Raw genomic sequence first — 22,556 nt, 5'->3', positions numbered from 1 at the left:
TTTGGATGGCGAATTTTTAAGCGGAAAAGACTTTAATGAAATAAATATGAATATGATGGTTATGTATTTTTAAGCTGCATGGAGTGCTGAATTCATAGGGGGGATGAGATGCTGAGAATAGTTATAGCTGTTACGGATGATGAAGAGAGCATCAAAAATGCGATTCGGGATATTTTGCGGGCTAAGCATAAAGGACATGAAGTGGCACTAGATTTGACCAGAATTAAAGACCGGGATCGAAAAAAAGAAATTATGAAATTATTGACAAAATATTGAAAGAGATAAAAAAAGCGAAAGAATCCACCACTTTACTTTTCGGGATTCCTTCGCTTTTTTATTTTTTTAGGAACGAGCCGTTGATAAAACACGTGTTGCAACTGATACTTTTTCTGTTCCTTCTTCTACATCTAAAATAAATTGCAGTATGTCCTCTGCTGCGTGTGAATTAATAAAATTTTGCTGACATTCGATCATTTCATTTAATTTCTCGCAATCGTTCTCAAGCAGGTGATTAATGGTACGAATGATATCTTTAGTGTCCTTACATACGACACCAAGATTTCTTTTTGATGCGAATGCGGGGTTTTCCTCTTCTTGTCCAGGTAATGCCCCGGTGATGATAATTGGAACATTAGCGGCAATTGCTTCAAACATGACATTTGGGCTGCCACGTGTAAAGGCAATATCTGAGCTCAACATTAGATCTTGGATGTTCTTGGTGAATCCATAAATCTCCACTTTGTCTCCATATTTGCCTTTTAAGGATTGCTCCAGTTTTGCTTTTAATTTTGCATTTCTACCTGCAACGATTTTTACGGTACAATCAAAATGTTCCAGGAGATTTTCGGCGATCGTTTTCATATTTCCTACGCCTTCACCGCCGCTCATGATTAAACATTTTAAAGGTGTTCCTTGTTGATATGTAACTTTATCTCTTGGACTTTTCCGGAAAAAACGCGACCTAACTGGGAATCCCAATAACTTAATATTTTCCGCAGGAATCCCATATTCCAAACACTTATCCCTTGCTTCAGTGGTGGGGCTGATAATATAATCTGCCCTTTTATCGGCCCAAAGCGGGTAAATATTCACCAAATCTGCAATAAGAATAACAAATGGAATTTTTATTTGATGTTTTTCTAGAATATTTAAGACCGAGCCATTAAAATTAGGATGAACAGATAAAATTAAATCAGGCTTAAATTCGTCCAATACCTTTAGAAAATTATTTCTAATCAGGATCTCAATGAAATGATCGACAACAGTCGGCTTTAGTGCTGAAAGATTCCAAACCAGTTTCCAAACATTTTCTGCATTTCTGGTTATTGGTCCGTAGGATTTTCCAATATTAGAGAGAATTGCTCCTCCTAATGAAAATCCATCAATAACACGGATGTTGACATCAGAATCGGCATTAATCTTTTCAAATAGAGATTCCGTTATACTCTTATGTCCATGTCCAGTATTATCCGATGAAATAATAAGTATATTTTTACCCATATTACCAAGCCTTTCTTAAACACCTGTTATATAATTATAGCAAAAAAAAAACTTAATGAATGCAAAGGATTGACAAAGTTAATATTTTGTTAATACTTTTTTAAGATTTGGGTATAATTTATATTCGATTGTCTTATGTAACCATATCTTAAAAAGTGCTTTCAATAAAGGGGATTTTATCATATTTTGGAAAAAAATACTTTAAGAGCCATATATACTATCTTTGTTTTTATTGCACTCGCTGCCTTTGATAATATAATACTTGGGCTTTTTCCGCCACTGTTTTCTGAAATTGCCAAGGATTTGGATGTAAATATTGCCAAAATGGGAATTGTTTCGGCGGCAAATATTCTGGTAACTGCCCTATCTTCCGTTTATTGGGGATACCTTTCGGGCAAGTTTAAACGCAAACGCCTGATTATAATCGGAACATTGATATGGGTAGTATCTGTCTTTTTAACATCAATTAGCAAAAGTTATAATCAGCTTTTATTTTATCAAGTATTAACAGGAGTAGGACTTGGGTGTATTGCCTCAATCGGGTTTAGTGTTTTAACTGATTCCATTCCTTATAGGATGCGGGGAATGGTGTTAAGTCTTTGGGGCATGACACAAGGATTTGGCGGTATTGCCGGTTCATTGATGGCCTCTTTGATTGCAACAAGAGCCAGTTGGAGAACTCCGTTTATAATTGTTGGATTCATCGGTTTCTTTTTAATCATCCTATATTTGTTTGTAAAAGAACCGAAGCGCGGTGAAGCCGAACCTGAATTGAAGGAAATCATGGAAAGCGGTGAATCTTACAACTATGTCATCGATGCAGGGCAAATCAAAAACATTCTGTTAAAGCGCAGTAATTTGCTTCTGTTTTTACAAGCTTTATTTTTGAATATTTCGATCGGAAGTTTAGTATGGCTTCCAACCTTCTACATATACAAAGTTGAGCAGCAAGGGTATGACATGAATACGGCGATTATTGCTTCTGGCTACCTTAATGCGATTTTTCAAATTGGCGGAATGACATCGGTTTATTTCGGCCATCTAGGAGATCGGATGCAGAAAAAAACATATAAAGGCAGGGCTTTCTTAACATCGGTATTTGTCTTGTTAACAATGCCGCTTTATATTTGCATGTTTATTGTTCCGATGACAGGTTTAGCACTTCCAAAGAATCAAAATGCTATTTTAATTTTAACAAAATTAGTGGAAGAAGTTATTTTGAATCCATGGATATTATTAATATTTGTTTTGTCATTTTTTGCATCGGCAGCACAGTCGGCCAATACGCCAAACTGGTTGGCACTTATTACAGATGTCAATTTGCCTGAGCATCGCGGGACAGCTTTCAGTATTGCGAATTTATCGAATAGTTTGGGAAGAACAATTGGAAATTTAGGAGTAGGGCTGATCCTTGGCATTGTCTCCAATTATACAAAGGAACCAACAAGCTATATCATAACATTATCCGTACTGCAATTATTCCTTGTTCCGTCCGCCTTATGTTATTTGTATATGGCCAAAAGGAATGTATCCGATATAAAGGAAGTTAAAATGGTATTGAAAAATAGAGTAGGTAATAATGAGGGATAATTTTTACTTGTAAAAAAAATTCATATTGCCGCAATTTTGGAAGGAAATTAGGTGATGATTGGAGGATGCCTAGCGGAAGCCAAACACCTTGGAGCTCCATGAACAGCCAGCGAGCACCTCATGCCTGGAGCTGAAATCAACTGCCAAATTAAACACTAAATAATAAAAAGATGCCATTAAGAACCCAAAGTCAACATTATTTTGGGTTCTTTTACTTAATGTAAGGACCCGCACCTATTGACAATCACGAAAACAGGGAGTAAAGTAAAAATGAAATATGTAATTAATTATTTAGATTGTTATTGCAATTCTCGTTAGGCGAGGCTTCTATACAAACATAGGCCACTGCCCGGAAACGTCGAAAGACGCCAATGGGTTGAACAGGTATTGCCGGATTAAGGCTCTACTTAACGTGGCTGAGATGTTTCTCTACGTTGTATAGTGCTAAAGCTAAACTAGGGGGATCAAAACAATTACTTTTTGTAATGTTTAAAACCCCCTTTGTGTCGAAAGGTGGTTTTTTTTATGTTTAAAAGAGTCACCAAATGTTTTTTGTCTGAATAATATATTCATATAGCAAAGGAGTGTGAGATTTTCGTGGACAGTTCCGGCAGTAGGCTAGGAAAAATCTTAATGGTAAACGGGAGCATTAATTTTGCTCAACTCACGGCTGGAAGTGTCTGGGAAAATCTCAGCTTCTGGCAGCGAGATTCCTGAATTAATGACTCCCAACCAAAATTGGGAGGTGCAGTAAAAATGAAATTTACAAATCCAAAAAAACAAGTACAAATTCAAAATACAACAGATGAAGCCGTAAACATTCACGGATTTGATATTGAATTAAATAAAGAAGATACAAGAAGAATTGACCGATTAGTAGATAACTATGAAAAAAGTATTTTAACCCATTTAGATGATGAATATTTTCGTAAAACTACTTGGTCCGACAGAATCGCTGACCGCATTTCTTCTTTTGGTGGAAGCTGGAGGTTTATTATCTATTTTGGCTTATTTCTTTCAGTTTGGATGATCTGGAATTCCCTGTCAATGACAAAGCATTTTGATAAGCCGCCATTCATTTTGCTCAATCTTATTTTATCCTTTATTGCGGCTTTTCAAGCACCTGTGATCATGATGAGCCAAAACCGTCAGGCAGCCCGTGATAAGCATGAATCTATTATCGACTTTGCTATCAATTATAAAGCAGAGCAAGAAATTGATGATATGCAAAGCCATCTTTACAAAATTGAAGACGAATTAAAAGCGATTAAACTATTGTTGCAAGAAAATCAAAAAGATGATATCGAACAAAGAAAAAAAAGTGTCATATAAATAACATGGTTAGGCGCCGCTGGCAAACAAGAGACAGTCTCGTACAGATTGTCTCTTGTTTGTTATTTGTTAAAGTATGCTAGCATTACCCATACATTATCTTTCATCCTCGAAATAAAAAACAATTTTCAACCAAACCTAGCTATTGTCTTTTATCTAAATATGAACAGTAACTGAACGGTGATTTGTCGTATGTAAATTATTAATGACAATGCCAAATTGTGTATTTATACTAAATGTGACTAAGCTTCACTTACAAATAGGACTATATAGCATGAAATAATAAAGGAGGAATTGATTATGTTAATTGTCACCACAGAAAATATTGAAGGATACAGAATCAAAGAAGTGAAAGGTGCTTGTTATGGTCTTGTTGTTAGAAGCAGGGGATTTGCCGGACAAGTGATGGCATCATTTCGATCATTGGCAGGCGGAGAGATCAAGGAATATACGGCAATGCTTGAGGATGCCAGGAAGCAGGCGATTGACCGGTTAACGAATAATGCTCACGCGATGGGGGCTAATGCTGTTGTTATGTTTCGTTATGACTCAGGGGAAATTGGCCAAAACATGAGTGAAATTGTTGCATACGGTACGGCTGTCATAGTAGAGAAAATAGAGTGAAAAAAACCTTGGATTTTTAAGGTTTTTTTATTTTTATTTTTATGGAATCAAATATAATTTAAAAAAGTGCGGACAAAATCACGGACAAGGATTACTGAAAAACCGTACAAATAAATTCCGTACAAAAAATGTAAATTATGGTTTCATGTGAAAAATATAGGTATTGTACCTTCAAAAAAATGAAAGTGAAAATTGATTTTTTTACATTTTAAATAAAGTACGGAGTTCCCGCTCGTCCGCAAATACCAGCTGGAAAAATTGCTTCTGCCGAACTAGCCGATCATCTTAAAAGTTTAGCAGGAGGAAAATAATAAAATGAAAATCTTAGAAAAAAGTGCAATAAATAAGAAAATGAACAAGGAAGACCGCATGGAAATTAGACTTTGTTCTGATCTTTCTACTTGGTTTACAGCATATTGCAAACAAAACGGCACAAATAAAACAAAAAAAATCACGTCTTTAATAGAAGACCTTCGTGACACTGTTGAAAAGCAGGAGGATAAGAGAAGTCAAAAGAATGACGTACAACATGAGTTAATATTAAAAGAATTAGAAAACCAACTTACAGCATTTAAAGATGAAATGATTCGTTTACGGGCACAAAGTGTCGATGAGAAGTCGGTCATAGAAAGTCTGTCAAGCTTGGTGCTTAGTGATGATGGACATGTATCTCAATCATTAAGCCGGAGCGATTTGAAAAAATATGAAATAGATGCTGTAAATGAAAAACGTTATCTTTGTTGCCCGCTCTGTAAGACATGGTTACAAGCCAGAGTTTTCCGACAATATCACTCCAGAGAAATTCATAAAATGCAGCCCGAACAAATTTATCAGGAAAATCATAAACAGGTTATTTCCGAATATAATTTTGCGATAAAAGTAGGATTCATAAATATTTCACATGGAAAATTAGTACAAATTAATCAAAAAGATGCGTCTTATAAATTTAGCAAAATAATAAGCACTGCTGAAACCAATAAATTTGTAGAAAGAATGAAAATCATAGAACTATTAGGGGTATCAAGATATACTTTCCACAAATATGTATCTGTTCTCGAAGCAAGCGGATGGAATTTTTTAAAAATGGGTCCTTACAAACAATATCGAGATAAAGATTTGGACGTAATGATTAAATTGAAATCTTATTATGATGCTGGTAATCCCGAGAAAATCAAAAATATATATTCCAAAAATACTATGTCACTTGAAGAGGCTGCCTTAAAAGTTGTCCGACAGTTAATTCCGGATCTAGTGGAAAATAAAAAGAAACCAGAACCTCCTTTTTCTTCTTATGGAAAATATCAGATTAAAAATAAAATACCTTGCCCATTGTGTGGTAAGTGGAAAAGCTATGGTCATTTTCGGGACCATGCCACAAAAGATCATGGTACTTCATCTGCAGAAATCTTTAGGGAGAATCGTGATAAAATCAACAAAATGTACAAAAAGAGAATGGCGAGCGACAAATAAAAAATAGTTGTTCACAAAGTGTTAAAGCAGATACTAAAAAGCTGGACCAGATGTCCAGCTCTTTTAGTTGATTTTTGATGTTTTCTTCTTTTTTCCTCCAAACCTGTAACGGTCCATCCATTGGTTTTTTACGTAGGATTCCACCTCATCACGTGGGAACAACCACTTCCTACCATACCGTAGGCTCGGAAAATCTGGGTCGTATAAAAATTCCTTTTCAATTGTTACCCAACTTAGTTTTAAGTAATCACAAAGCTGATGGCTATCCATAAGCAAGCTTCGCTGTTCAAATTTGTCCAATTGTTTTTGGATTTCTTGCAAAAACAATTCTTCCATTAATTTTTCGTCATAATCAAATGTAAAATTAAACAATGTACCAACCCTTTCAAATCAAAAGAGATAGCATGGAAGAATAAGACTAAAAAAATTCCCATCTATATAAGGGAAACTCTTATCAGTCCAAACCCATGCATTTTTCTTGAGTACTGGACTGATAAAGTCCCTATAATCAACTCGTTCCACTTCTAGCGGTACTTTGGTTTTATTCACCTTCCCTTTTTCTCTTCCTTAAAAATGTGTTCCCTATACTTTATTGAAAACACAGAAAAATATGTTAACCAATTGGTGAAAGTTACAAATTTTAATTTGATTCATCCTCTAGTAGACTGAAAATTAGCGGTTAAGTATTAAGGAAGGCTTTTAAACAAGAATTGCTGTCTATACTTGAAATACCGGATAGAATTCTGATAAAAGGAGATATCGGATGGCACACATAAGAAAAAGGAATAACACCTATGAATATCGTATCTATTTGCCTAAGGACCCACTTAATGGAAAGCGTAGGGAAATTACCAAAGGTGGCTTTAAATCCAAATCTGAAGCAAAAGCAGAAGCGCTTCAGATTGAGTGGGAGTTAGAGAACGGGACTTACTTATCAGAATCGAATGTTACTTTTGCAGAAGTTGTTGAGGAATGGCTGGATGCATACCGCGATTCAGGAGTAAAGCTAGGTACTATTCAAAATAAAATAAACATAGTAAATTCACATTTTCTTCCTGTTTGGGGTACATACCCAATTCAGAAAATATCTAATAAAATGTTTGATCAGCGAATGAATGATTTGGCAAAGAGGCATGAACTAAGTACTTTAAGAGGTATAAAAATTGTGGCAAATTTGATTTTTAAATATGCTCTTAAATACAAAATCATTAAAACGGACCCAACGGTTGGATATGAGTATCCTAAAGAGCAAACTACTGTTGAAGATTTAGAAAATGATGAGGGACCTGTCATCTTTTTGGAAAAGGAAGAATTATATAAATTCCTTGAATCTGCTTATTATTATGGAGATTACATTGATTATCCATTATTTTCAACAAAGGCTTTAACAGGAGTACGAATAGGAGAATTAAGAGCCTTAAGATGGTCTGATGTCGATTTTATGACACTTAAGTTAAGGATTACTAAATCAATGTACGATAAGGGAAAGACAGGAAATTATATAATAAATACGCCGAAAAACGGGAAAGCACGGACAATAGATATTAGCGAAGAATTAGTGGGGATTTTGCAAAAACATAAAAATGAACAAGATAAAATAAAGGCTCAAAATCACCGGGTTTTCAAGGATGAAGAATTTATATTTTGTGATGATAACGGCTACCCAGTTTCATATAAAACAGTCTGGGGTCATTTAAACAAATTAATTAAAGTGGCTGGAATTGATAAGCCTATTACACCACATTGCCTAAGGCACACGCATGCCTCCTTATGCATCGAAGCAGGTGCGGATTACAAGTATATTCAGGAACGATTAGGTCATGGTGATATCACGATTACGATGAAAACGTACGGGCATATGACAAAAGGTTTAGAGTCAAAAGAGTCCGTAAAGGTTTTTAAATTGTTGGAATGTGTTATACCCGATTGCAGTGGTGAACTGAACTCATATTATTATAATAGGGTACAAGTTGCAGAAGTGCTAAATGTAGGTCAAACGACCGTTGGGGAATGGTCTATTGCATTGGAAAAAAGCGGATGGGAATTTAAAACGATTCATTATAAGGGTAAAGATAAGAGGCTATATAAAATGGAGGATTTAAATATCTTTACTAACATGAAGTCCCTTCTTGCTGAAAATAGAAATATGAAGATCAAAGAGGCTGCTGATATTGTTGTACTACAAGCGGTAAAAATGCCATCCGAGCATTTTATGGTAAATGCAGAAAAAGATGGGGGAATAGATTCGCGAACCTTTGGTCATATCATTAAATTAAAAGAAATTATCCAAAAAACATCCCAGGAAATCGCAAATGTGAAATTTTTTCATGATGAGATCGACCACTTGAACGAGTTATTAATGTTAGTTGAAAATAAGATTAAAGATATCGTAGAAAATTATAGACACGACGAGATTGTTTAATTAGAGCCACTGTTTCCGGATAAAGATTATAAATGCCTGATTTACGGTGGCTTCTGAAAAAAAGGATAGATTCGACAACATTGTCGAAATTATTGTTTTGGTAAATCTAATAAGGCTTCTATTTCAATGGGATAGTGAAAGTCTTTGACAATCTTACCATCATTAAGGGGAATAAAATCAAGTTCCGGTACACGAATAAACCCGAGATGTGACTAATTGTTCAACCAAGGTGCAAAGAGGGAAAGGGGGAACTGGGACATATTTTATGAGTAAAATATGTCCCAGTTCCTCCTATGATAAATTAATCATCGTATGTTGTAAATTTGACGGCATCGTTAGCTATAAATGTAATTTTCTTGTCTCCCACCTGGACGGTTTGGGATTTTTTTAGGAAATTAATTGTTTTTACTATGAGAGCCTTGTTGGTTTCATCTTGGAGATTTTCTGAAACAAAACTTAAGTCTTGTATGAGTGCAGCTATATCTGGGCTTTGTCCCAGTGCAACATCTTCGTTTAAGGATGAAGGAATCAATGGTTCTTGATTCAATCGTAAATCATCTGCGGTAGCAAATTCAATTTCGTAAGTTTGACCAGAAGCTTCTCTAACAGACTCAAAAATCAGTGTTTTGTATCGTTCCTCAAGCCAATCTCTTTTAAATTCATCTTTAGTAACAACTGTTAGTACATCATCATCTATTTGAATTTCACTATCATCAAACCAATAAAAAGCAGGTTTTGATATTTTAGTTTAATCACTTCTAATACATCATTCCACATGTTTTTCTCTCCTGTTTTTCGCTTGAATGAGGATATTCTAAAGGTTTTCTTTTCTCCTAGATTGGCAAAAATGTTAATTCATCGATATTCTAGATACTTTTTTTCGAGGACTGCTAATCTCACAATACTTTTATTGCTTTTTAATATCGTCTAGAACTTGTATCAAATTATTATTTATCGCAAACGTCCGATATAACGGAAACGTGGATGGTTAATAACACTAATAATGACTCTTTCTTTTAATACAAATAGAAAAAAGAATTATTTTTCTTGCTCAATAAAAAGAATCGAATGCGTTAAATAATATCATCGACTTAGACAGTATTGTTGACTGTAATTTAATTAATAATACGGTTAATTTAAATAGTTCTGCCCAAAATAATAAATAAAATATTAGCGGAGGACTATTGAATGCTTAGAAAAGAAACTAAGATTACAACATTATTTTAGATAGCAATAACTGGTGTATTTCTAACAACTATCTATTCAATATTAATTGGTATTTTAGGAATAAAAACAATTAAAATGATTAGCCATATCTATCGTCAAATTAAGATACGTGAACAAAAATATTGAAGATGACTATGTAAACTCTTTATTTCTTTAAATAAATTATATAGATATTTCATAAATACATGTTCTTCAAACCTAAAAACTAATGCTATGTTTCATGCTTAGAACCATTTGTTTCTCATATACCCGCTCAAAGTTTTGAAATGGTATATCCTTGTTCAAATATGAAATATAACATTTTTGGTTTCACTAATATCTGAAATTTAAGTAACCTCATAAGGTTCTGTAGGAATTATTATTTGGATGCAGCACTATTATTGAATTGTTGATAGTCCATCGTAGTTGGGAGTGCGTGTTCCTAATAATACTATAAGATTTTTGGTTCTTGCTATTTCAAGTGTATATTTTATAGAATACGTTATAGACAATTTAACGAATGAAGGCTGATCAGAAGGTTTTGTTTTTTTGAAAAAGAAGAAGAATTTTATTGCTGAAAATACTAGATAGTTATGGACAGTTATTAGCTGGAGTTTAAACTGTTAAAAATCAGAAAAGGAGAAAGGGCTAAAGACATCTATGGGGAAAATGAATGAAACATTACATAACGATTCAAATTGAAAATGATTACATTATAGAAAATCAATTAAGAGATTTTCGTATGTATTCTTACTCTTTTCCGGGTTCTTGGTTATTTTATCGAGAAGAGACATATATTGAGATAGATGGGTATGCTAAAATACGGTTATTTTTATCAGTAGCTTTATTCGAAAACGGAATAGGTATCTATTTGTTCGATGAAGATAAAGATGGGAATGTATATACTGGAGATTGGTACGAATATCCTGATTTAGAATCAGCGATTTTGTGCAAGGAGCTACCTCTAGAAGTATCATTAAGACTTAAAGAGCAGCGTAACAAATAAAAAAGATAATAAAAGGTGTAATTTTTAAAAAATTGCCCATACCACCTTTGTCATGATTTAGGCACTAGTTTTTTGAAGATCAACTTCATAACCTAGTGTCTTTTATTTTTTTACAGTCCTTTTTACATGTGTTTCTTCTCTTCGTTTGTCAAAATAATCAGCACCCAGCTCCTGATAAGTTTCTCTCTTCTTTTACAAGTGCTAAACAATTTTTAATTATCGAATTTCATTTTCTTCATCTTTTTTACTTTAACTTTATGAGAATGTAATGCTTGAAATTCTGGGTTATTCATCACAAGGCTCATCGCTGCTAAGTAAAGGAATCGTCGCAGTCTTGATCTTCCGCGTTTATAAATGACAATTTGACCCTTCCACTTTCCTGTGCTTGCTTTATCTAGATGCAATCCTGCATGCCTTAGTAGAGAATTACCGTGGGGGAAACCACTTAAATCTCCTGCTTCACCTAATACGCCAGCCAAAGACGTTCTATTAAAGGTTTCTAAGTGTTGGAGTAAAATGCTAGTTCCCTAGATAACGCAATTTAGTTAGTGATACATTTTTGCAATAATCCTTCGGCAAGACTTTAATCATGAATTCGATAAGACCCGCCTCATCCAGATATAAAAAGCTTTGTTTTTAGGTAAATTTGTAAAATCCCTTTAAGCGTTAATGATATTACTAAACAAACAGGAGTGCCACGAACTACCATATATGCTAAAGTAAAGGGAATGGTAGAAGAATAGATATGAAGAAGATGTGTGCGAACTGTACCAAAGATTATCCTATTGAAGGAATTCAGTAGCTGCCCGGAGGCAAGTATGGGAACTAGTATTGTCCGTAGTGCTATCCAGAAGTGTTAGAAACATATTGGAAATTGCCATTGAATCGTGAAAACCACTAAAATAAAACACTGACTTTTTAGCCAGGAAGGTGGGTTCTAACCGTCGTACTTTTTTCTTTGGTAAAATTTTTTTAAAGTAGCAGCAAACACACTAAAAAGGGGTAAGAAAAACTCGATCGAAATTGAATATCTTACCGAGTAGAATCCCTATGATCCTGTTCGACAACATTTAAGAATATTATAGAGGTAAGAGGTATGATAAATTAATAGAAAAAGGCGCTGGTAAAATGGATAAAATTGGATTAATAACACGTCTAAGTAATTCCAGTCGAGGTAATTTTTTTTCAACAGAGATTCCAAAAGCTTCAAAAGAAGATGAGAAAAAGATTGAAGAATTGGTTGGCGAATTAGAAAGTGAAGGAAAAATCAAGTTAAGAGAATGTGTAAAACGAGAATACTCAGTTTATTTACATGGAATAATTAAGTATACATCCGAGTAATCGTGTACCTTTTTATTAGGGCTCCTGCCAACAAACCCAAATTATATCCTAAAGTGACATCCTGCTTAAACACTCTTCTTTTTGATTTGACATATAATTTCATTTCAAATCAAAAAAGAGTGTTCAGAAGATGACGAGTTTTTGAACATATAATAGGTTTGCTTTTTTTACTTGGTTCAGCAAACGGGCCATTTAATGTAATAACTACTAGTTATAGATTAAGCTGCCGTTGTGATGACTTTTTCTTACTGAATAACTGGATAGTTGAATAAGAGATCATCTCAGGGAACAATAAAATGAGGTGTATTCTATGAAATCATACGTCATCTTAGTGTTAGTATTTGTTCTATTAGTTGTGCCAAAAAGTGTAAGTGCAACAAACGAAGAATATGAAGTGGTATCGAAGCTAAATAAAGAAGATATAGTCTTGTACGCTAAGAAAATGAACGGGTTATATCGAGACTTCAAAATTGATTTTAAAGGAGAGACTTACTTCAGACCTTTTTGGATGTGTGTTACAAATCCTACCTATGCCCCAGAACTATTTTACAAAGACATTAATAAAGATGGAAAAAAGGAATTAATCATAACTTTAACAAAAGGAACTGGTTCTGGAGTACATGATGAAGAAGTTTATGTCTACAGATATACAAACGGATTAGTTGAAGTCCTTGTTGACAATCCTTTAGCAATTATTTATAAAAACGTAAAAACAAAATTAACTACTAAAAAAGCCGAAATCATTGTGGGGAACAAAGTATCCATTTTTGATACTAAACAAATAGAACCTGCGCATTTATTTGAGGATATAGCTTTTGGCGGCATTATTGATTATGAAGTAATTAACAATAAACTTATGGCCAGAGTTAGTGGGCAAATAACACCTGCGATGTCTGTTGGAGATATTATTATTGTTTATGAATACCGTAATAAAATGTATCAAGCGAAATCAATTGAATTTATACCACATGATTCGATTGATAAAAATCCTTTTTATGGTCCAGTGAAGCATTCATCGATATTTAGCAATCGGGCGCGATTCAGGAGTAATGATAAAAGTCCAAATTTCTCAATTTTAATGAGAGATTGGGCTTTTATATTTATTTGTACAGCAAAATAGCGCTTTAAACGGGTGCAAAATATAACTGCTAAAGTGACAGGCTTAATAAATGATGTCAATACTTATAAGTAATTTGTTTGTTTTAACGAAATCAATAAGCCGTATTGTATTTCTACTTTACTTAAATTTTTAACCATTTTGAGTTGCATCCCAATATATTGACACTCAATATATTGTGTTGTATAGTATGAGAAACAATATATCGAGTATCAATGTATATGTGAGGTAATAATTATGAATCCCTTGTCAGAATCTACATATTTGATTTTATTAGCTCTCTATCACGAACCTTTACACGGTTATGGAATTATTAAGAGTATCGAAGAGGTTAGTAATGGCAGCTTTATTATTGCACCAGGAACGCTTTATGGAGTTTTAAATAATTTGCAGAAGCAAAGGTTAATTGAAACTGTAAAACAAGAAGAGGACAGTCGTAAAAAGAAAACCTATGCTATTACAGAGAAGGGCAAAGAAATATTGCATTTAGAGTTTAACAGATTTCAAAAAATGATAACTTTCACTGAAAAAATAATGGAAGAAAGGATATAAGAAATGGTAAAAAGTAATAACTTCAAAAAGGTGAGTAAGAAATTTTCTAATTTTACAGAAGAGGAACAATGGTTACAAAGCATGTTACAAGATGGTTGGGTACTTAAAAGTTATGATTCGGAGGATATTGATGACTGTCAATATGTTTTCGAACCTCTGCAGTATGCAGAACAAAAAAATCGGATTTACAAAATTGATTTTCGTATGTTCAATAAAAAAGAGGATTTTAATGAATATAACAGTCTTTTTAATGATGTAGGATGGATTGGTCTTGCGAAGCATAAAGGGTACTTTAAACATATTTTTTATACTGATTCCCCAAAAACAAACAAAGATATTTTTTCTGACGTTGAATCTTATAAGGCACGAGAAAAACAAAAAATGTTTATCTGTTTTATATACACACTAATTTTAGTAATGCTCTTCATTATTGCAGTTGTTCTTTACAAGATTTATGGAAATATTTCTATCTTGTATGGTGGAATTATGACTTTATTTTCAAATGTACAACCATTAAGAAGTTACTATAGACATAGAAAAGTATATAAATCACTTGTATAAGTGGATCAATAGATTATGGATATCCTTACTTGGTGAGCAATTAGAAGATAAGTTAAATGAAAAAATATGAGCCTTCTGCAGATGGGATAGATTGCTGCGGTGATCCCCTTTTTATTGAACTAAACCAGCTAATAGAAACTTAGTGATATTCAACAATCGGGCGCTATTCAGGAGTAATGATAAAAGTCCAATTTCTTAATTTTAATGAGAAATTGGACTTTTTATATTTATTTATGATGCAAAATAGCGCCTAAAATTGGTGCAAAATAACTCCTAAAGTGACAGGATGTAACTGCTAGACTAAAGTAGTCAGAAAACGCTAGATAAAATTGAACACTTATTTGCCAATTTGATAAGGGGGAGGATTCAGTTGGTAACCGGCCCGAGGGCCGGTTACCAACTGAAAACTTCAATAGTTCCCCTATTTTAATACATGCCCTATCATTGTAAAATAACTATTTTAATAGTCTAGAATTTTACAATGATGGGGGTTAGGAAAGGTGGATAAGTGGCTCATGTATATGGAAATACATCAGCTTAGGAAAAAAGGATTTTCAATAAGCAAGATTGCGAGGAAACTAGATATCGCAAGGAATACAGTTTATACCTATCTGCAAAGAGATCCTGAAGACATGACTGAATGGTTGGCTTCTATCCGAACCAGAAGTAGGAAGCTTGACCCACATAAAGAGTTGATTCTAACTTGGCTTAAGGACCACCAAGACATGTCAGCTGCACAGGTTTTCGATTGGCTTAAGGAGAAAGACAATCGCTTGATGGTTGGTGAAAGTACAGTAAGAGGTTATGTAAAGGAGCTTCGTGAGATTTATCATATTGAGAGGACCCATCCCACAAGAAGTTATCAGGCTGTTCAGGATCCCCCGATGGGGGAACAGGCTCAGATTGACTTTGGTCAAACCAAACAGAAAGCCTCCAATGGTAAGGAAGTCAAACTGTACTTTATCTCATTCGTTCTTTCTAATTCCCGTTATAAATATATGGAGTGGCTTGATCGCCCCTTTACCACTAGGGATGTAATCAGAACCCATGAGAACGCGTTTGAATACTTTGGAGGAATTCCTAATGAACTTGTTTATGATCAAGATTCTCTCATCGTAGTAAGTGAGAACTCTGGCGATCTCATCCTGACTTCTGAGTTTCAGGGTTATCGGCAAGAACGAGATCTTAATCTTCGCGTTTGTCGTAAAGCTGACCCAGAAAGCAAAGGGAAAATTGAAAATACGGTCAAATTCATTAAGAAAAACTTTGCCAAACACCGGGTTTTTCATAACCTTGACCAATGGAACGAACAGTGTTTGGAATGGTTGGATCGTACCAGGAACGGTAAAATCCATAACACTACAAAAAAAAGACCGGCAGAAGTGTTCATCGAAGAAAAGCAACACTTAAGACCGATCACAAACAAAAAAACATTTCATAATAAGATGAGTATAACAAGGACAGTCCGAAAGGACAATACCATCTTGTATCAGTCAAACCGATATTCTGTTCCTCTCGGAACTTATAAAAAAGACAAGATGGTTTACTTGATAATTACTGATGATGGGCGTCTGGTTATACACGATAAAGCAGAAAGAAATGTAATTGCGGACCATAGACTAGAAACAGGCAAGGGAAAGCTAGTTCAGGATCGAAACCATACTCGTGACCGGTCCCGAGGCATACCAGAATACATTTCTCATTTAGCAGCCAAATTCAACAACCCAGATCAGGCAAATGACTATCTGGAAAATATCTATCATGGGTACCCAAGGTACATCCGGGATCAACTTCAATTAATTCGAAGAACGATAGAGGAACTTGACGAGGATCTGATGAATCAAGCAATGGAAGAGTGTATAAAAAAGAAGCTTTACAGCGCAAATGACTTCAGCGATGTCGTTGAATACCTAAAACGCCAACGCTTATTGAACACTAATCCAAAGCCTCCGTCCCCTGCAGTTCACCCAATAAAGTCGTTAAATGATGCCGATGAGTCAATTTTATTGGCCAAGCCGTCAGTAAGAGATCCAAAGGAATATGAAGAATTATTTAAAGGAGTAGTCATATGAACGTGATTTTGGAAACTATGCAGAATCAGTTAAAATCACTGACGTTGACGGAGGCAGCTAAAGTTGTTCCGACTATCATTCAGCAAGCAGAATCGGAAGATTGGTCTTATATCCAGTTTCTTCAGAAATTGCTTGGGCATGAGCAAGAAAGACGGGAAGAAAAACAAATGGAAAAGCGTCTGAAATGGGCTGCTTTTCCCTTCCAAAAAACTCTTCAGGAGTTTGATCTTAATGAACAACAATCGCTTAGCAGAAAGCAATTTACACAATTGAGCGAGCTGAACTGGCTTGATCAGATGTTCAATCTCATCCTCCTTGGTCCCCCAGGAGTTGGCAAAACACATCTAGCTATAGGTTTAGGATTGGAAGCAATATACAAGGGCTATAAAGTTGCATTTATCTCAATGGGAGAACTGATTCACACATTAAAGACTGAGGAAATAACAAGAAGATCTCAGGCACGACTCAAGAGGATTAGAGAAGCAAATTTGGTTGTCATCGACGATTTAATGTTTATGGCAATGGATTCAAAAGAGGCTAATCTTTTTTTTCACTTGATTAACGAGCTTTACAACAGTGCATCTATCATTCTTACATCCAATAAAGGGCCAAGTGATTGGGGAGACTTGATAGGTGATCCAGCCATCACCACGGCAATTTTAGACAGAATTGCACACCGTTCTGAGATTGTTCATCTAAACGGCGATAGTTACAGAATGAAACATAGAACTTCCATTTTTGGAGAAAAAACTGTTCAAAAATAATGAGCAAAAAGTGTTCAATTTTACTTGACGCTTACACAGGATTAAGCTAAAGCTAACTTTAGTTGGAAATGATTTGATTGTTAACTAATGCGAAGGAATTCATGACTATGTGTCGAATTATGGAAATAGACAAGTGGAGGTGGAGAGATGAAAGATTTGTATTTTCGAGATAACGGTTCTTTTACCATTGTTCAGTTTACAGATTTACATTGGAAAAATGGTAATCCAAAAGATATTCAGACATACTCGTTGATGAAGCGGATTTTGGAAGTTGAATCGCCGGACCTTGTAGTTTTTACAGGCGATGTCATACATAGTGAGGAATGTGAAGATCCATTCGACTCTTACAGAAACGCTGTTAGGGTAGTAGAGGAATTTGGTATTCCTTGGGCATCTGTTTTTGGAAATCATGATGCGGAAATGAACTGCTCAAAGACTGAGTTGATCAGTTTGCAACATGAGCATCGACATTGTTTAACAGAAACTGGTCCTGAATTAGAGAATAGATTTGGTAATTATCTTTTACGAGTTAAATCCAAAAAATCAGATGAATCAATTATGGCATTATATATGTTTGATTCAGGGAGTAACTTAAATCATCCGATCGGTGGATATGAATGGATAACACATAGCCAAATTAACTGGTATAAAGAAATTTCAAGACAATTAACCATGTCAAACAAGGGAATGCCACTACTGTCCTTGGCGTTTTTTCATATACCTTTACCTGAATACAACGAAGTATGGAACTATCATATATGCTACGGTCATAATTACGAAGGAATGGGTTGTCCAAAAGTTAACTCTGGTCTGTTTACTGCATTTCTTGAAATGAATGACGTAAAAGGTGTTTTCGTTGGGCATGACCATATTAACGATTTTTGGGGCGAGTTACACGGAATTCGACTCTTTTATGGCAGGGCTACGGGTTACAACACCTACGGAAAAGAAGGGTTTTCCCGAGGGGCAAGAATTATTCGTTTATTTGAAGAAGATCGATCTTACCAATCATGGATTCGATTGGATGATGGTACAAAAGTTGATCATCAACAACGACATGATCCTGATCATGTTTGGAAACGTATTTAAAGGACATTTTCACTAAAAGGGGTACAGCCACATATCCTCCAAGTTAATTTTAAAGCACCCCCAAAACGAAATTTTAGCCTATCTTGTAACAAAGAAGCTCATTTTATCGTTTTGGGGGTATTCTGTTTTCTTGGCTTGATGGGCATGTGGCGAGACCCCTTAAAGTAACTTAGTGCTTTTGTTCAATAACGATCTTCAACAATCGGGCGCGTGTGCGGCTGAGCTTAGGTCGTATCATATAACGGGTGGGATTCCCGTCGAGTAAGAACTAGCCATTCACTCGTAGCGAGTCTTGGAGGACTAAAGGTAACTTTAGTCTTTAAGCGTAGACAGTTAGGTGGCGGGCCGAAAGCCAAATGGCTGAAGGGATTGAGCTCCATAATGATTGTAAGTCGAGAGGGCTGATGCTTTATGCGCTGCAGAAAGCTACATTTTACCCCTCGTTAAAGGCAAGAAGGGTAAGACCTCTCTGGAGTCATAGACCTTGGCACGTTATACATTGATATGATACGGCAACTCAGGAGACCCTACCGGTCTTTTCTTTTTTTTTTAGAAGAGTATGGTGTACAAGCGATAACAAGCAAGGAAACCAAATGCCGATGTAGGGAGTCGGATAGCAGCGTAGTGCGTGCGTGGCAGCACGTTCATCAGGTGGGTTAAAGTCCCACTGAATCTCTGACTAGGAGATTCATATCCAAACTTGGGAGTAATGTCTCAAGGGCTGATGATTTATCATCAGAGGGCAGAGCGTCCACCGCGAGGTGGAGTCTGAAGGGCTTGAGGAGAAATACCAGGCCGTAGTGAAACGGGGCTACCCGAAATGCGAACCGGTCGGCCAAAGATGGGGAAAGGTCGAGCCTGCACTATGGAGGCGAAGGCGCTACTAGTCCACCCATCGTACCAAGGTGTGTGCGGGCGGCATGGTATGGAAGATGAATGCAGCGACCCATGGAGATCTCGTAGTGTCTGGAACAAAAACACTTTTAGGGACAAGTGGTTAAATAAAGTCGGGGTAATTGTTTCTGTGACAGTTATCCGGTAAGGAAATTCACAGAACTCCAGTAATGTGAACTATAAGGTATCCCCGAAATGGACACAAATGCACTGCGAGAAGTCGGAGAGCTGAATAGTACTTTAACAGACGAACAACAAAAACGTCTGGAACATCTATATAGATGTCATTTATTTATTCAAAAGGTAAATAAATGGGGAAGGCAGCCTGCTTTATGGAACCAAAATCCGAAATTAGTTTTGCGAGTAAAACGAACAAGAACGGAAAGTTCCCTTTGCGAAAGACCCTAAACTTGTATGTGGAGGATACGAAACCAATGGCGGATAATGGTACAACAACTAAGATTCATTCCTTAATAGATAAGGTTTACCACCCAACAAATCTATTGATGGCTTGGGAAAAAGTTAAGGAAAACAAAGGTAGCGGAGGAATCGACAATATCAGTATTAGTGATTTTGAAAAGGTACAGTATAAAGAATTAGACTTACTGCACCAAAGACTGAAAAATGATTCATATAAACCATTACCAGTCAGAAGAGTTAACATTCCTAAAAGGAATAAACCAAACGAGAAGAGACCTCTTGGAATTCCCGCAATTCGGGACAGAGTTTGTCAACAGGCTTTAAGGAATCGTCTTGAGCCAATATTTGAACCAACTTTTAATGACTGTAGTTTTGGATATAGGTCAGGAAAGTCTACCCATCAAGCTATGAGGAAGATATATCGTGAGATTATCAATGGTTGCGAATGGGTCCTAGATGCAGACTTGAGAGATTTCTTTGGGAATGTTCAACATGAATTGTTAATAAATAAAATTGCGGAAAAGGTAAGTGATGGACGAGTCTTACGACTCATTAGGCAAATGCTTGAAGCGGGCTATATGGAAAAGGGAAAGAAACATGCGACCACTCAAGGCACGCCGCAAGGTGGGGTAATCAGTCCGCTATTCAGTAACATCTATCTTGATTCATTTGACCATGAAATGGTTGATAAAGGGTATCGACTTACAAGATTTGCCGATGATTGTGTGCCACGAAAACTGGCGATCTGTGCCTGAAAGGCACAAGCAGCTAGTTGTGCTGCACTTAAGATGAGAGTAGGTCTCTCGCAATCGCTATACAGGTAGAGGTTGCAAACCACCTTAAGGTGCCATGGTCAAAAGCCATGGTATTGAGCGTTAAGGAAAAGGCAGAGCAAGACTCTGTCAGGTGCGTATTAAGGAGACGAAAACCATTGAACCGCTGAAGAAGTATCGAAAGCGTAAGAATGTCATCAAAACTGAGGGGGAGTCGTTAACTCAGGATCAGTTCGGAGGGAACCTGTTTACTGTCCGTTCGGTGACCGGTATAAAGGCGGCGTGAACTTAATACAGGCTTGAGTGTGGAACGTGGGAACCTACGACATGGATGCCAAGGGAGAAATTCAAGTGGAAGCACCACAAGAATCAGAGTACCAATGCCATGTATAGGGGCGGAATAACCCGTAGTAGTAATGAAACCTCCTAACGGAGGTGGAGCAAAGGGGTTATGTTATTCAGTTTTATGAGCAAGTCAACCATTTAAATGGGAGGAACTTATGAATAGAACAAAGTCGTATGAGATATCTAAAAAGGTAGTTTATGAAGCCTTTCTAAGAGTAAAAGCAAATAAAGGGTCAGCCGGAATTGACAAAGAGTCAATTGAAGAATTCGAAGCAAATTTAAAGGATAATCTCTACAAACTATGGAATAGAATGTCCTCGGGAAGCTACTTTCCTCCAGCGGTAAAAGCTGTAGAAATACCAAAGAAAGGTGGCGGAACTAGGACATTAGGAATTCCAACTGTTGAAGATAGAATTGCACAAAGGTCGTGAAGATATATTTTGAACCCAAAGTAGAACCATTCTTCCATAAAGATTCGTATGGATATAGACCTAATAAAAGTGCAATTCAAGCATTAGAGATAACCCGCAAAAGGTGTTGGAAATACAACTGGGTTCTTGAATTCGATATTAAAGGACTATTCGATAACATTGACCATGGATTACTAATGAAAGCAGTAGAAAAGCACACAAATAATAAATGGGTAAAACTATATATTAATAGATGGTTAAAGGCACCTTTTCAAACAAAAGAAGGTGTGGTAGAACGGACTTCTGGTACACCGCAAGGTGGAGTTATAAGCCCAGTTCTAGCCAATCTATTTCTTCATTACACATTTGATAAATGGATGACTATTACTTATCCAAATAATCCATTTGCAAGATATGCAGATGATGCAGTCATCCATTGTAACTCAGAAGCTGAGGCAAAGAGTGTGCTTGAATCGCTAAACAATAGGATGAATGAATGTAAACTGGACTTGCATCCGACCAAAACAAGAATTGTATATTGTAAAGATGCAGGCAGAAAAGAAAATCACGAAAATATCTCGTTTGATTTTCTAGGATATACATTTAGACCAAGACGTTCGAAGAACAGATGGGGAAAGCATTTTATTAACTTTACACCTGCGATTAGTAACAAATCAAAGAAATCAATTCGGCAAAAAGTAAGGGACTGGAGACTACAGTTAAAAGCTGAAAAGGACCTTGCAGACCTCTCAAATATGTTTAATTCACAGATTATAGGGTGGATAAATTACTATGGCAAGTTCTACAAATCTGAAATGTACTCAACATTAAGGCACATCAACAAAGCCTTAATAATATGGGCAAGGAGGAAATACAAAAGGTTAGCTCGTCACAAGAAAAGGGCAGAGTATTTCTTAGGAAGAATTGCACAGCAAATTCCTAATCTTTTTAAACATTGGGAAATAGGTATCAAGCCTACGGCTGAATAATGGGAGCCGGATGAGCTGAGAGGTTCACGTCCGGTTCTGTGAGGGACTACTGGGGAGGTTCCAGTGGTCTACTTGCCGG

The 22,556-nt window shown here is 35.9% G+C and carries 21 protein-coding genes, 1 pseudogene and 1 riboswitch; of the genes and pseudogenes, 18 read left to right on the top strand and 4 right to left on the bottom strand.

The features are described from left to right. The first annotated feature begins 108 nt into the window (after nt 1-108). Nucleotides 109-276: a hypothetical protein gene (locus tag HPT25_RS23100; protein WP_173069709.1), complete on the top strand. Its 168-nt coding sequence runs from the start codon at nt 109-111 to the stop codon at nt 274-276. 66 nt (nt 277-342) lie between these two features. On the opposite strand, the gene HPT25_RS23095 is transcribed toward HPT25_RS23100, so the two are convergent. Beyond that, nucleotides 343-1,500 (bottom strand): MGDG synthase family glycosyltransferase, encoded by a 1,158-nt coding sequence (locus HPT25_RS23095; RefSeq protein ID WP_173069707.1) that lies wholly within the window; start codon nt 1,498-1,500, stop codon nt 343-345. Nucleotides 1,501-1,686: 186 nt separating this feature from the next. Here HPT25_RS23095 and HPT25_RS23090 point away from each other — a divergent pair, with 186 nt between their 5' ends. The 4 genes from HPT25_RS23090 to HPT25_RS23075 all read left to right on the top strand — a co-directional run bounded on the left by HPT25_RS23090 (nt 1,687) and on the right by HPT25_RS23075 (nt 6,516). After that, entirely contained in the window at nt 1,687-3,090 is a 1,404-nt protein-coding gene (locus HPT25_RS23090) for an MFS transporter (protein ID WP_173069705.1), read from the top strand. Nucleotides 3,091-3,393: 303 nt separating this feature from the next. Next, nucleotides 3,394-3,559, top strand: a riboswitch (M-box (ykoK) riboswitch). A 287-nt stretch (nt 3,560-3,846) separates the two neighbouring features. Then, nucleotides 3,847-4,422, top strand: a complete 576-nt coding sequence (locus HPT25_RS23085) for a DUF1003 domain-containing protein (RefSeq protein ID WP_173069703.1) — start codon at nt 3,847-3,849, stop codon at nt 4,420-4,422. Between the two features lie 300 nt (nt 4,423-4,722). Beyond that, nucleotides 4,723-5,046 carry a heavy metal-binding domain-containing protein gene (locus HPT25_RS23080; protein WP_173069701.1) on the top strand — a complete coding sequence of 108 codons (324 nt, stop codon included), beginning with the start codon at nt 4,723-4,725 and terminating at the stop codon, nt 5,044-5,046. A 315-nt stretch (nt 5,047-5,361) separates the two neighbouring features. Beyond that, nucleotides 5,362-6,516, top strand: coding sequence for a hypothetical protein (locus HPT25_RS23075; protein ID WP_173069698.1), 1,155 nt, complete (start codon nt 5,362-5,364; stop codon nt 6,514-6,516). Between the two features lie 63 nt (nt 6,517-6,579). Here the strand turns inward: HPT25_RS23075 and HPT25_RS23070 are convergent, their stop codons facing one another. Further along, nucleotides 6,580-6,888 (bottom strand): MerR family transcriptional regulator, encoded by a 309-nt coding sequence (locus tag HPT25_RS23070; RefSeq protein WP_173069696.1) that lies wholly within the window; start codon nt 6,886-6,888, stop codon nt 6,580-6,582. 391 nt (nt 6,889-7,279) lie between these two features. Between HPT25_RS23070 and HPT25_RS23065 the strand changes: the two genes are divergently transcribed. Then, nucleotides 7,280-8,938, top strand: a complete 1,659-nt coding sequence (locus HPT25_RS23065; RefSeq protein ID WP_173069694.1) for a site-specific integrase — start codon at nt 7,280-7,282, stop codon at nt 8,936-8,938. 301 nt (nt 8,939-9,239) lie between these two features. Here the strand turns inward: HPT25_RS23065 and HPT25_RS23060 are convergent, their stop codons facing one another. Then, nucleotides 9,240-9,485 (bottom strand): hypothetical protein, encoded by a 246-nt coding sequence (locus tag HPT25_RS23060; RefSeq protein WP_173069692.1) that lies wholly within the window; start codon nt 9,483-9,485, stop codon nt 9,240-9,242. Between the two features lie 1,332 nt (nt 9,486-10,817). On the opposite strand from HPT25_RS23060, the gene HPT25_RS23055 reads away from it, so the two are divergent. Further along, nucleotides 10,818-11,150: a hypothetical protein gene (locus tag HPT25_RS23055; RefSeq protein WP_173069690.1), complete on the top strand. Its 333-nt coding sequence runs from the start codon at nt 10,818-10,820 to the stop codon at nt 11,148-11,150. Nucleotides 11,151-11,374: 224 nt separating this feature from the next. On the opposite strand, the pseudogene HPT25_RS23050 reads toward HPT25_RS23055, so the two are convergent. Further along, nucleotides 11,375-11,668: pseudogene (locus HPT25_RS23050) on the bottom strand (transposase); the annotation flags it as partial. A gap of 610 nt (nt 11,669-12,278) precedes the next feature. Between HPT25_RS23050 and HPT25_RS23045 the strand changes: the two are divergent. The 11 genes from HPT25_RS23045 to ltrA all read left to right on the top strand — a co-directional run bounded on the left by HPT25_RS23045 (nt 12,279) and on the right by ltrA (nt 22,477). Beyond that, complete coding sequence (locus HPT25_RS23045) at nt 12,279-12,491, top strand: hypothetical protein (RefSeq protein ID WP_173069688.1); 213 nt, start codon at nt 12,279-12,281, stop codon at nt 12,489-12,491. Nucleotides 12,492-12,801: 310 nt separating this feature from the next. After that, complete coding sequence (locus HPT25_RS23040) at nt 12,802-13,611, top strand: hypothetical protein (RefSeq protein ID WP_217269805.1); 810 nt, start codon at nt 12,802-12,804, stop codon at nt 13,609-13,611. A gap of 234 nt (nt 13,612-13,845) precedes the next feature. Next, the gene (locus tag HPT25_RS23035; protein WP_173065181.1) at nt 13,846-14,160 is read left to right on the top strand and encodes a PadR family transcriptional regulator; all 315 of its coding nucleotides are present in this window, start codon (nt 13,846-13,848) and stop codon (nt 14,158-14,160) included. 3 nt (nt 14,161-14,163) lie between these two features. Beyond that, on the top strand, nt 14,164-14,721 hold the full coding sequence (locus tag HPT25_RS23030) for a DUF2812 domain-containing protein (protein ID WP_173069686.1): 558 nt from the start codon (nt 14,164-14,166) through the stop codon (nt 14,719-14,721). 500 nt (nt 14,722-15,221) lie between these two features. Continuing rightward, entirely contained in the window at nt 15,222-16,793 is a 1,572-nt protein-coding gene (gene istA / locus HPT25_RS23025; RefSeq protein WP_173069684.1) for an IS21 family transposase, read from the top strand. Continuing rightward, entirely contained in the window at nt 16,790-17,557 is a 768-nt protein-coding gene (gene istB / locus HPT25_RS23020; protein ID WP_173069682.1) for an IS21-like element helper ATPase IstB, read from the top strand. The genes istA and istB overlap by 4 nt, the downstream gene beginning before the upstream one ends. Nucleotides 17,558-17,704: 147 nt before the next feature. Then, nucleotides 17,705-18,646 (top strand): metallophosphoesterase family protein, encoded by a 942-nt coding sequence (locus HPT25_RS23015; protein ID WP_173069680.1) that lies wholly within the window; start codon nt 17,705-17,707, stop codon nt 18,644-18,646. A 1,089-nt stretch (nt 18,647-19,735) separates the two neighbouring features. Beyond that, complete coding sequence (locus tag HPT25_RS23010; protein ID WP_173069678.1) at nt 19,736-19,948, top strand: hypothetical protein; 213 nt, start codon at nt 19,736-19,738, stop codon at nt 19,946-19,948. Nucleotides 19,949-19,974: 26 nt separating this feature from the next. Next, nucleotides 19,975-20,715 (top strand): reverse transcriptase domain-containing protein, encoded by a 741-nt coding sequence (locus tag HPT25_RS23005; RefSeq protein WP_173069676.1) that lies wholly within the window; start codon nt 19,975-19,977, stop codon nt 20,713-20,715. 518 nt (nt 20,716-21,233) lie between these two features. After that, nucleotides 21,234-21,509: an RNA-dependent RNA polymerase family protein gene (locus HPT25_RS28860; RefSeq protein ID WP_246277268.1), complete on the top strand. Its 276-nt coding sequence runs from the start codon at nt 21,234-21,236 to the stop codon at nt 21,507-21,509. Further along, the gene (gene ltrA / locus HPT25_RS23000) at nt 21,506-22,477 is read left to right on the top strand and encodes a group II intron reverse transcriptase/maturase (RefSeq protein WP_312857325.1); all 972 of its coding nucleotides are present in this window, start codon (nt 21,506-21,508) and stop codon (nt 22,475-22,477) included. Before HPT25_RS28860 ends, ltrA begins: the two co-directional genes overlap by 4 nt. Nucleotides 22,478-22,556 lie beyond the last annotated feature (79 nt).

The organism is Neobacillus endophyticus (genome assembly GCF_013248975.1).
Lineage (GTDB): Bacteria > Bacillota > Bacilli > Bacillales > Cytobacillaceae > Neobacillus > Neobacillus endophyticus.
This window is presented reverse-complemented; position numbering and strand designations above follow the sequence as displayed.

Coding starts and splice junctions, on each gene's coding strand:
- HPT25_RS23100 (WP_173069709.1), top strand. CDS start 109: ATGCTGAGAATAGTTATAGCTGTTACGGATGATGAAGAGAGCATCAAA.
- HPT25_RS23095 (WP_173069707.1), bottom strand. CDS start 1,500: ATGGGTAAAAATATACTTATTATTTCATCGGATAATACTGGACATGGA.
- HPT25_RS23085 (WP_173069703.1), top strand. CDS start 3,847: ATGAAATTTACAAATCCAAAAAAACAAGTACAAATTCAAAATACAACA.
- HPT25_RS23080 (WP_173069701.1), top strand. CDS start 4,723: ATGTTAATTGTCACCACAGAAAATATTGAAGGATACAGAATCAAAGAA.
- HPT25_RS23075 (WP_173069698.1), top strand. CDS start 5,362: ATGAAAATCTTAGAAAAAAGTGCAATAAATAAGAAAATGAACAAGGAA.
- HPT25_RS23065 (WP_173069694.1), top strand. CDS start 7,280: ATGGCACACATAAGAAAAAGGAATAACACCTATGAATATCGTATCTAT.
- HPT25_RS23055 (WP_173069690.1), top strand. CDS start 10,818: ATGAAACATTACATAACGATTCAAATTGAAAATGATTACATTATAGAA.
- HPT25_RS23045 (WP_173069688.1), top strand. CDS start 12,279: ATGGATAAAATTGGATTAATAACACGTCTAAGTAATTCCAGTCGAGGT.
- HPT25_RS23040 (WP_217269805.1), top strand. CDS start 12,802: ATGAAATCATACGTCATCTTAGTGTTAGTATTTGTTCTATTAGTTGTG.
- HPT25_RS23035 (WP_173065181.1), top strand. CDS start 13,846: ATGAATCCCTTGTCAGAATCTACATATTTGATTTTATTAGCTCTCTAT.
- HPT25_RS23030 (WP_173069686.1), top strand. CDS start 14,164: ATGGTAAAAAGTAATAACTTCAAAAAGGTGAGTAAGAAATTTTCTAAT.
- istB (WP_173069682.1), top strand. CDS start 16,790: ATGAACGTGATTTTGGAAACTATGCAGAATCAGTTAAAATCACTGACG.
- HPT25_RS23015 (WP_173069680.1), top strand. CDS start 17,705: ATGAAAGATTTGTATTTTCGAGATAACGGTTCTTTTACCATTGTTCAG.
- HPT25_RS23010 (WP_173069678.1), top strand. CDS start 19,736: ATGGACACAAATGCACTGCGAGAAGTCGGAGAGCTGAATAGTACTTTA.
- HPT25_RS23005 (WP_173069676.1), top strand. CDS start 19,975: ATGGCGGATAATGGTACAACAACTAAGATTCATTCCTTAATAGATAAG.
- HPT25_RS28860 (WP_246277268.1), top strand. CDS start 21,234: ATGAATAGAACAAAGTCGTATGAGATATCTAAAAAGGTAGTTTATGAA.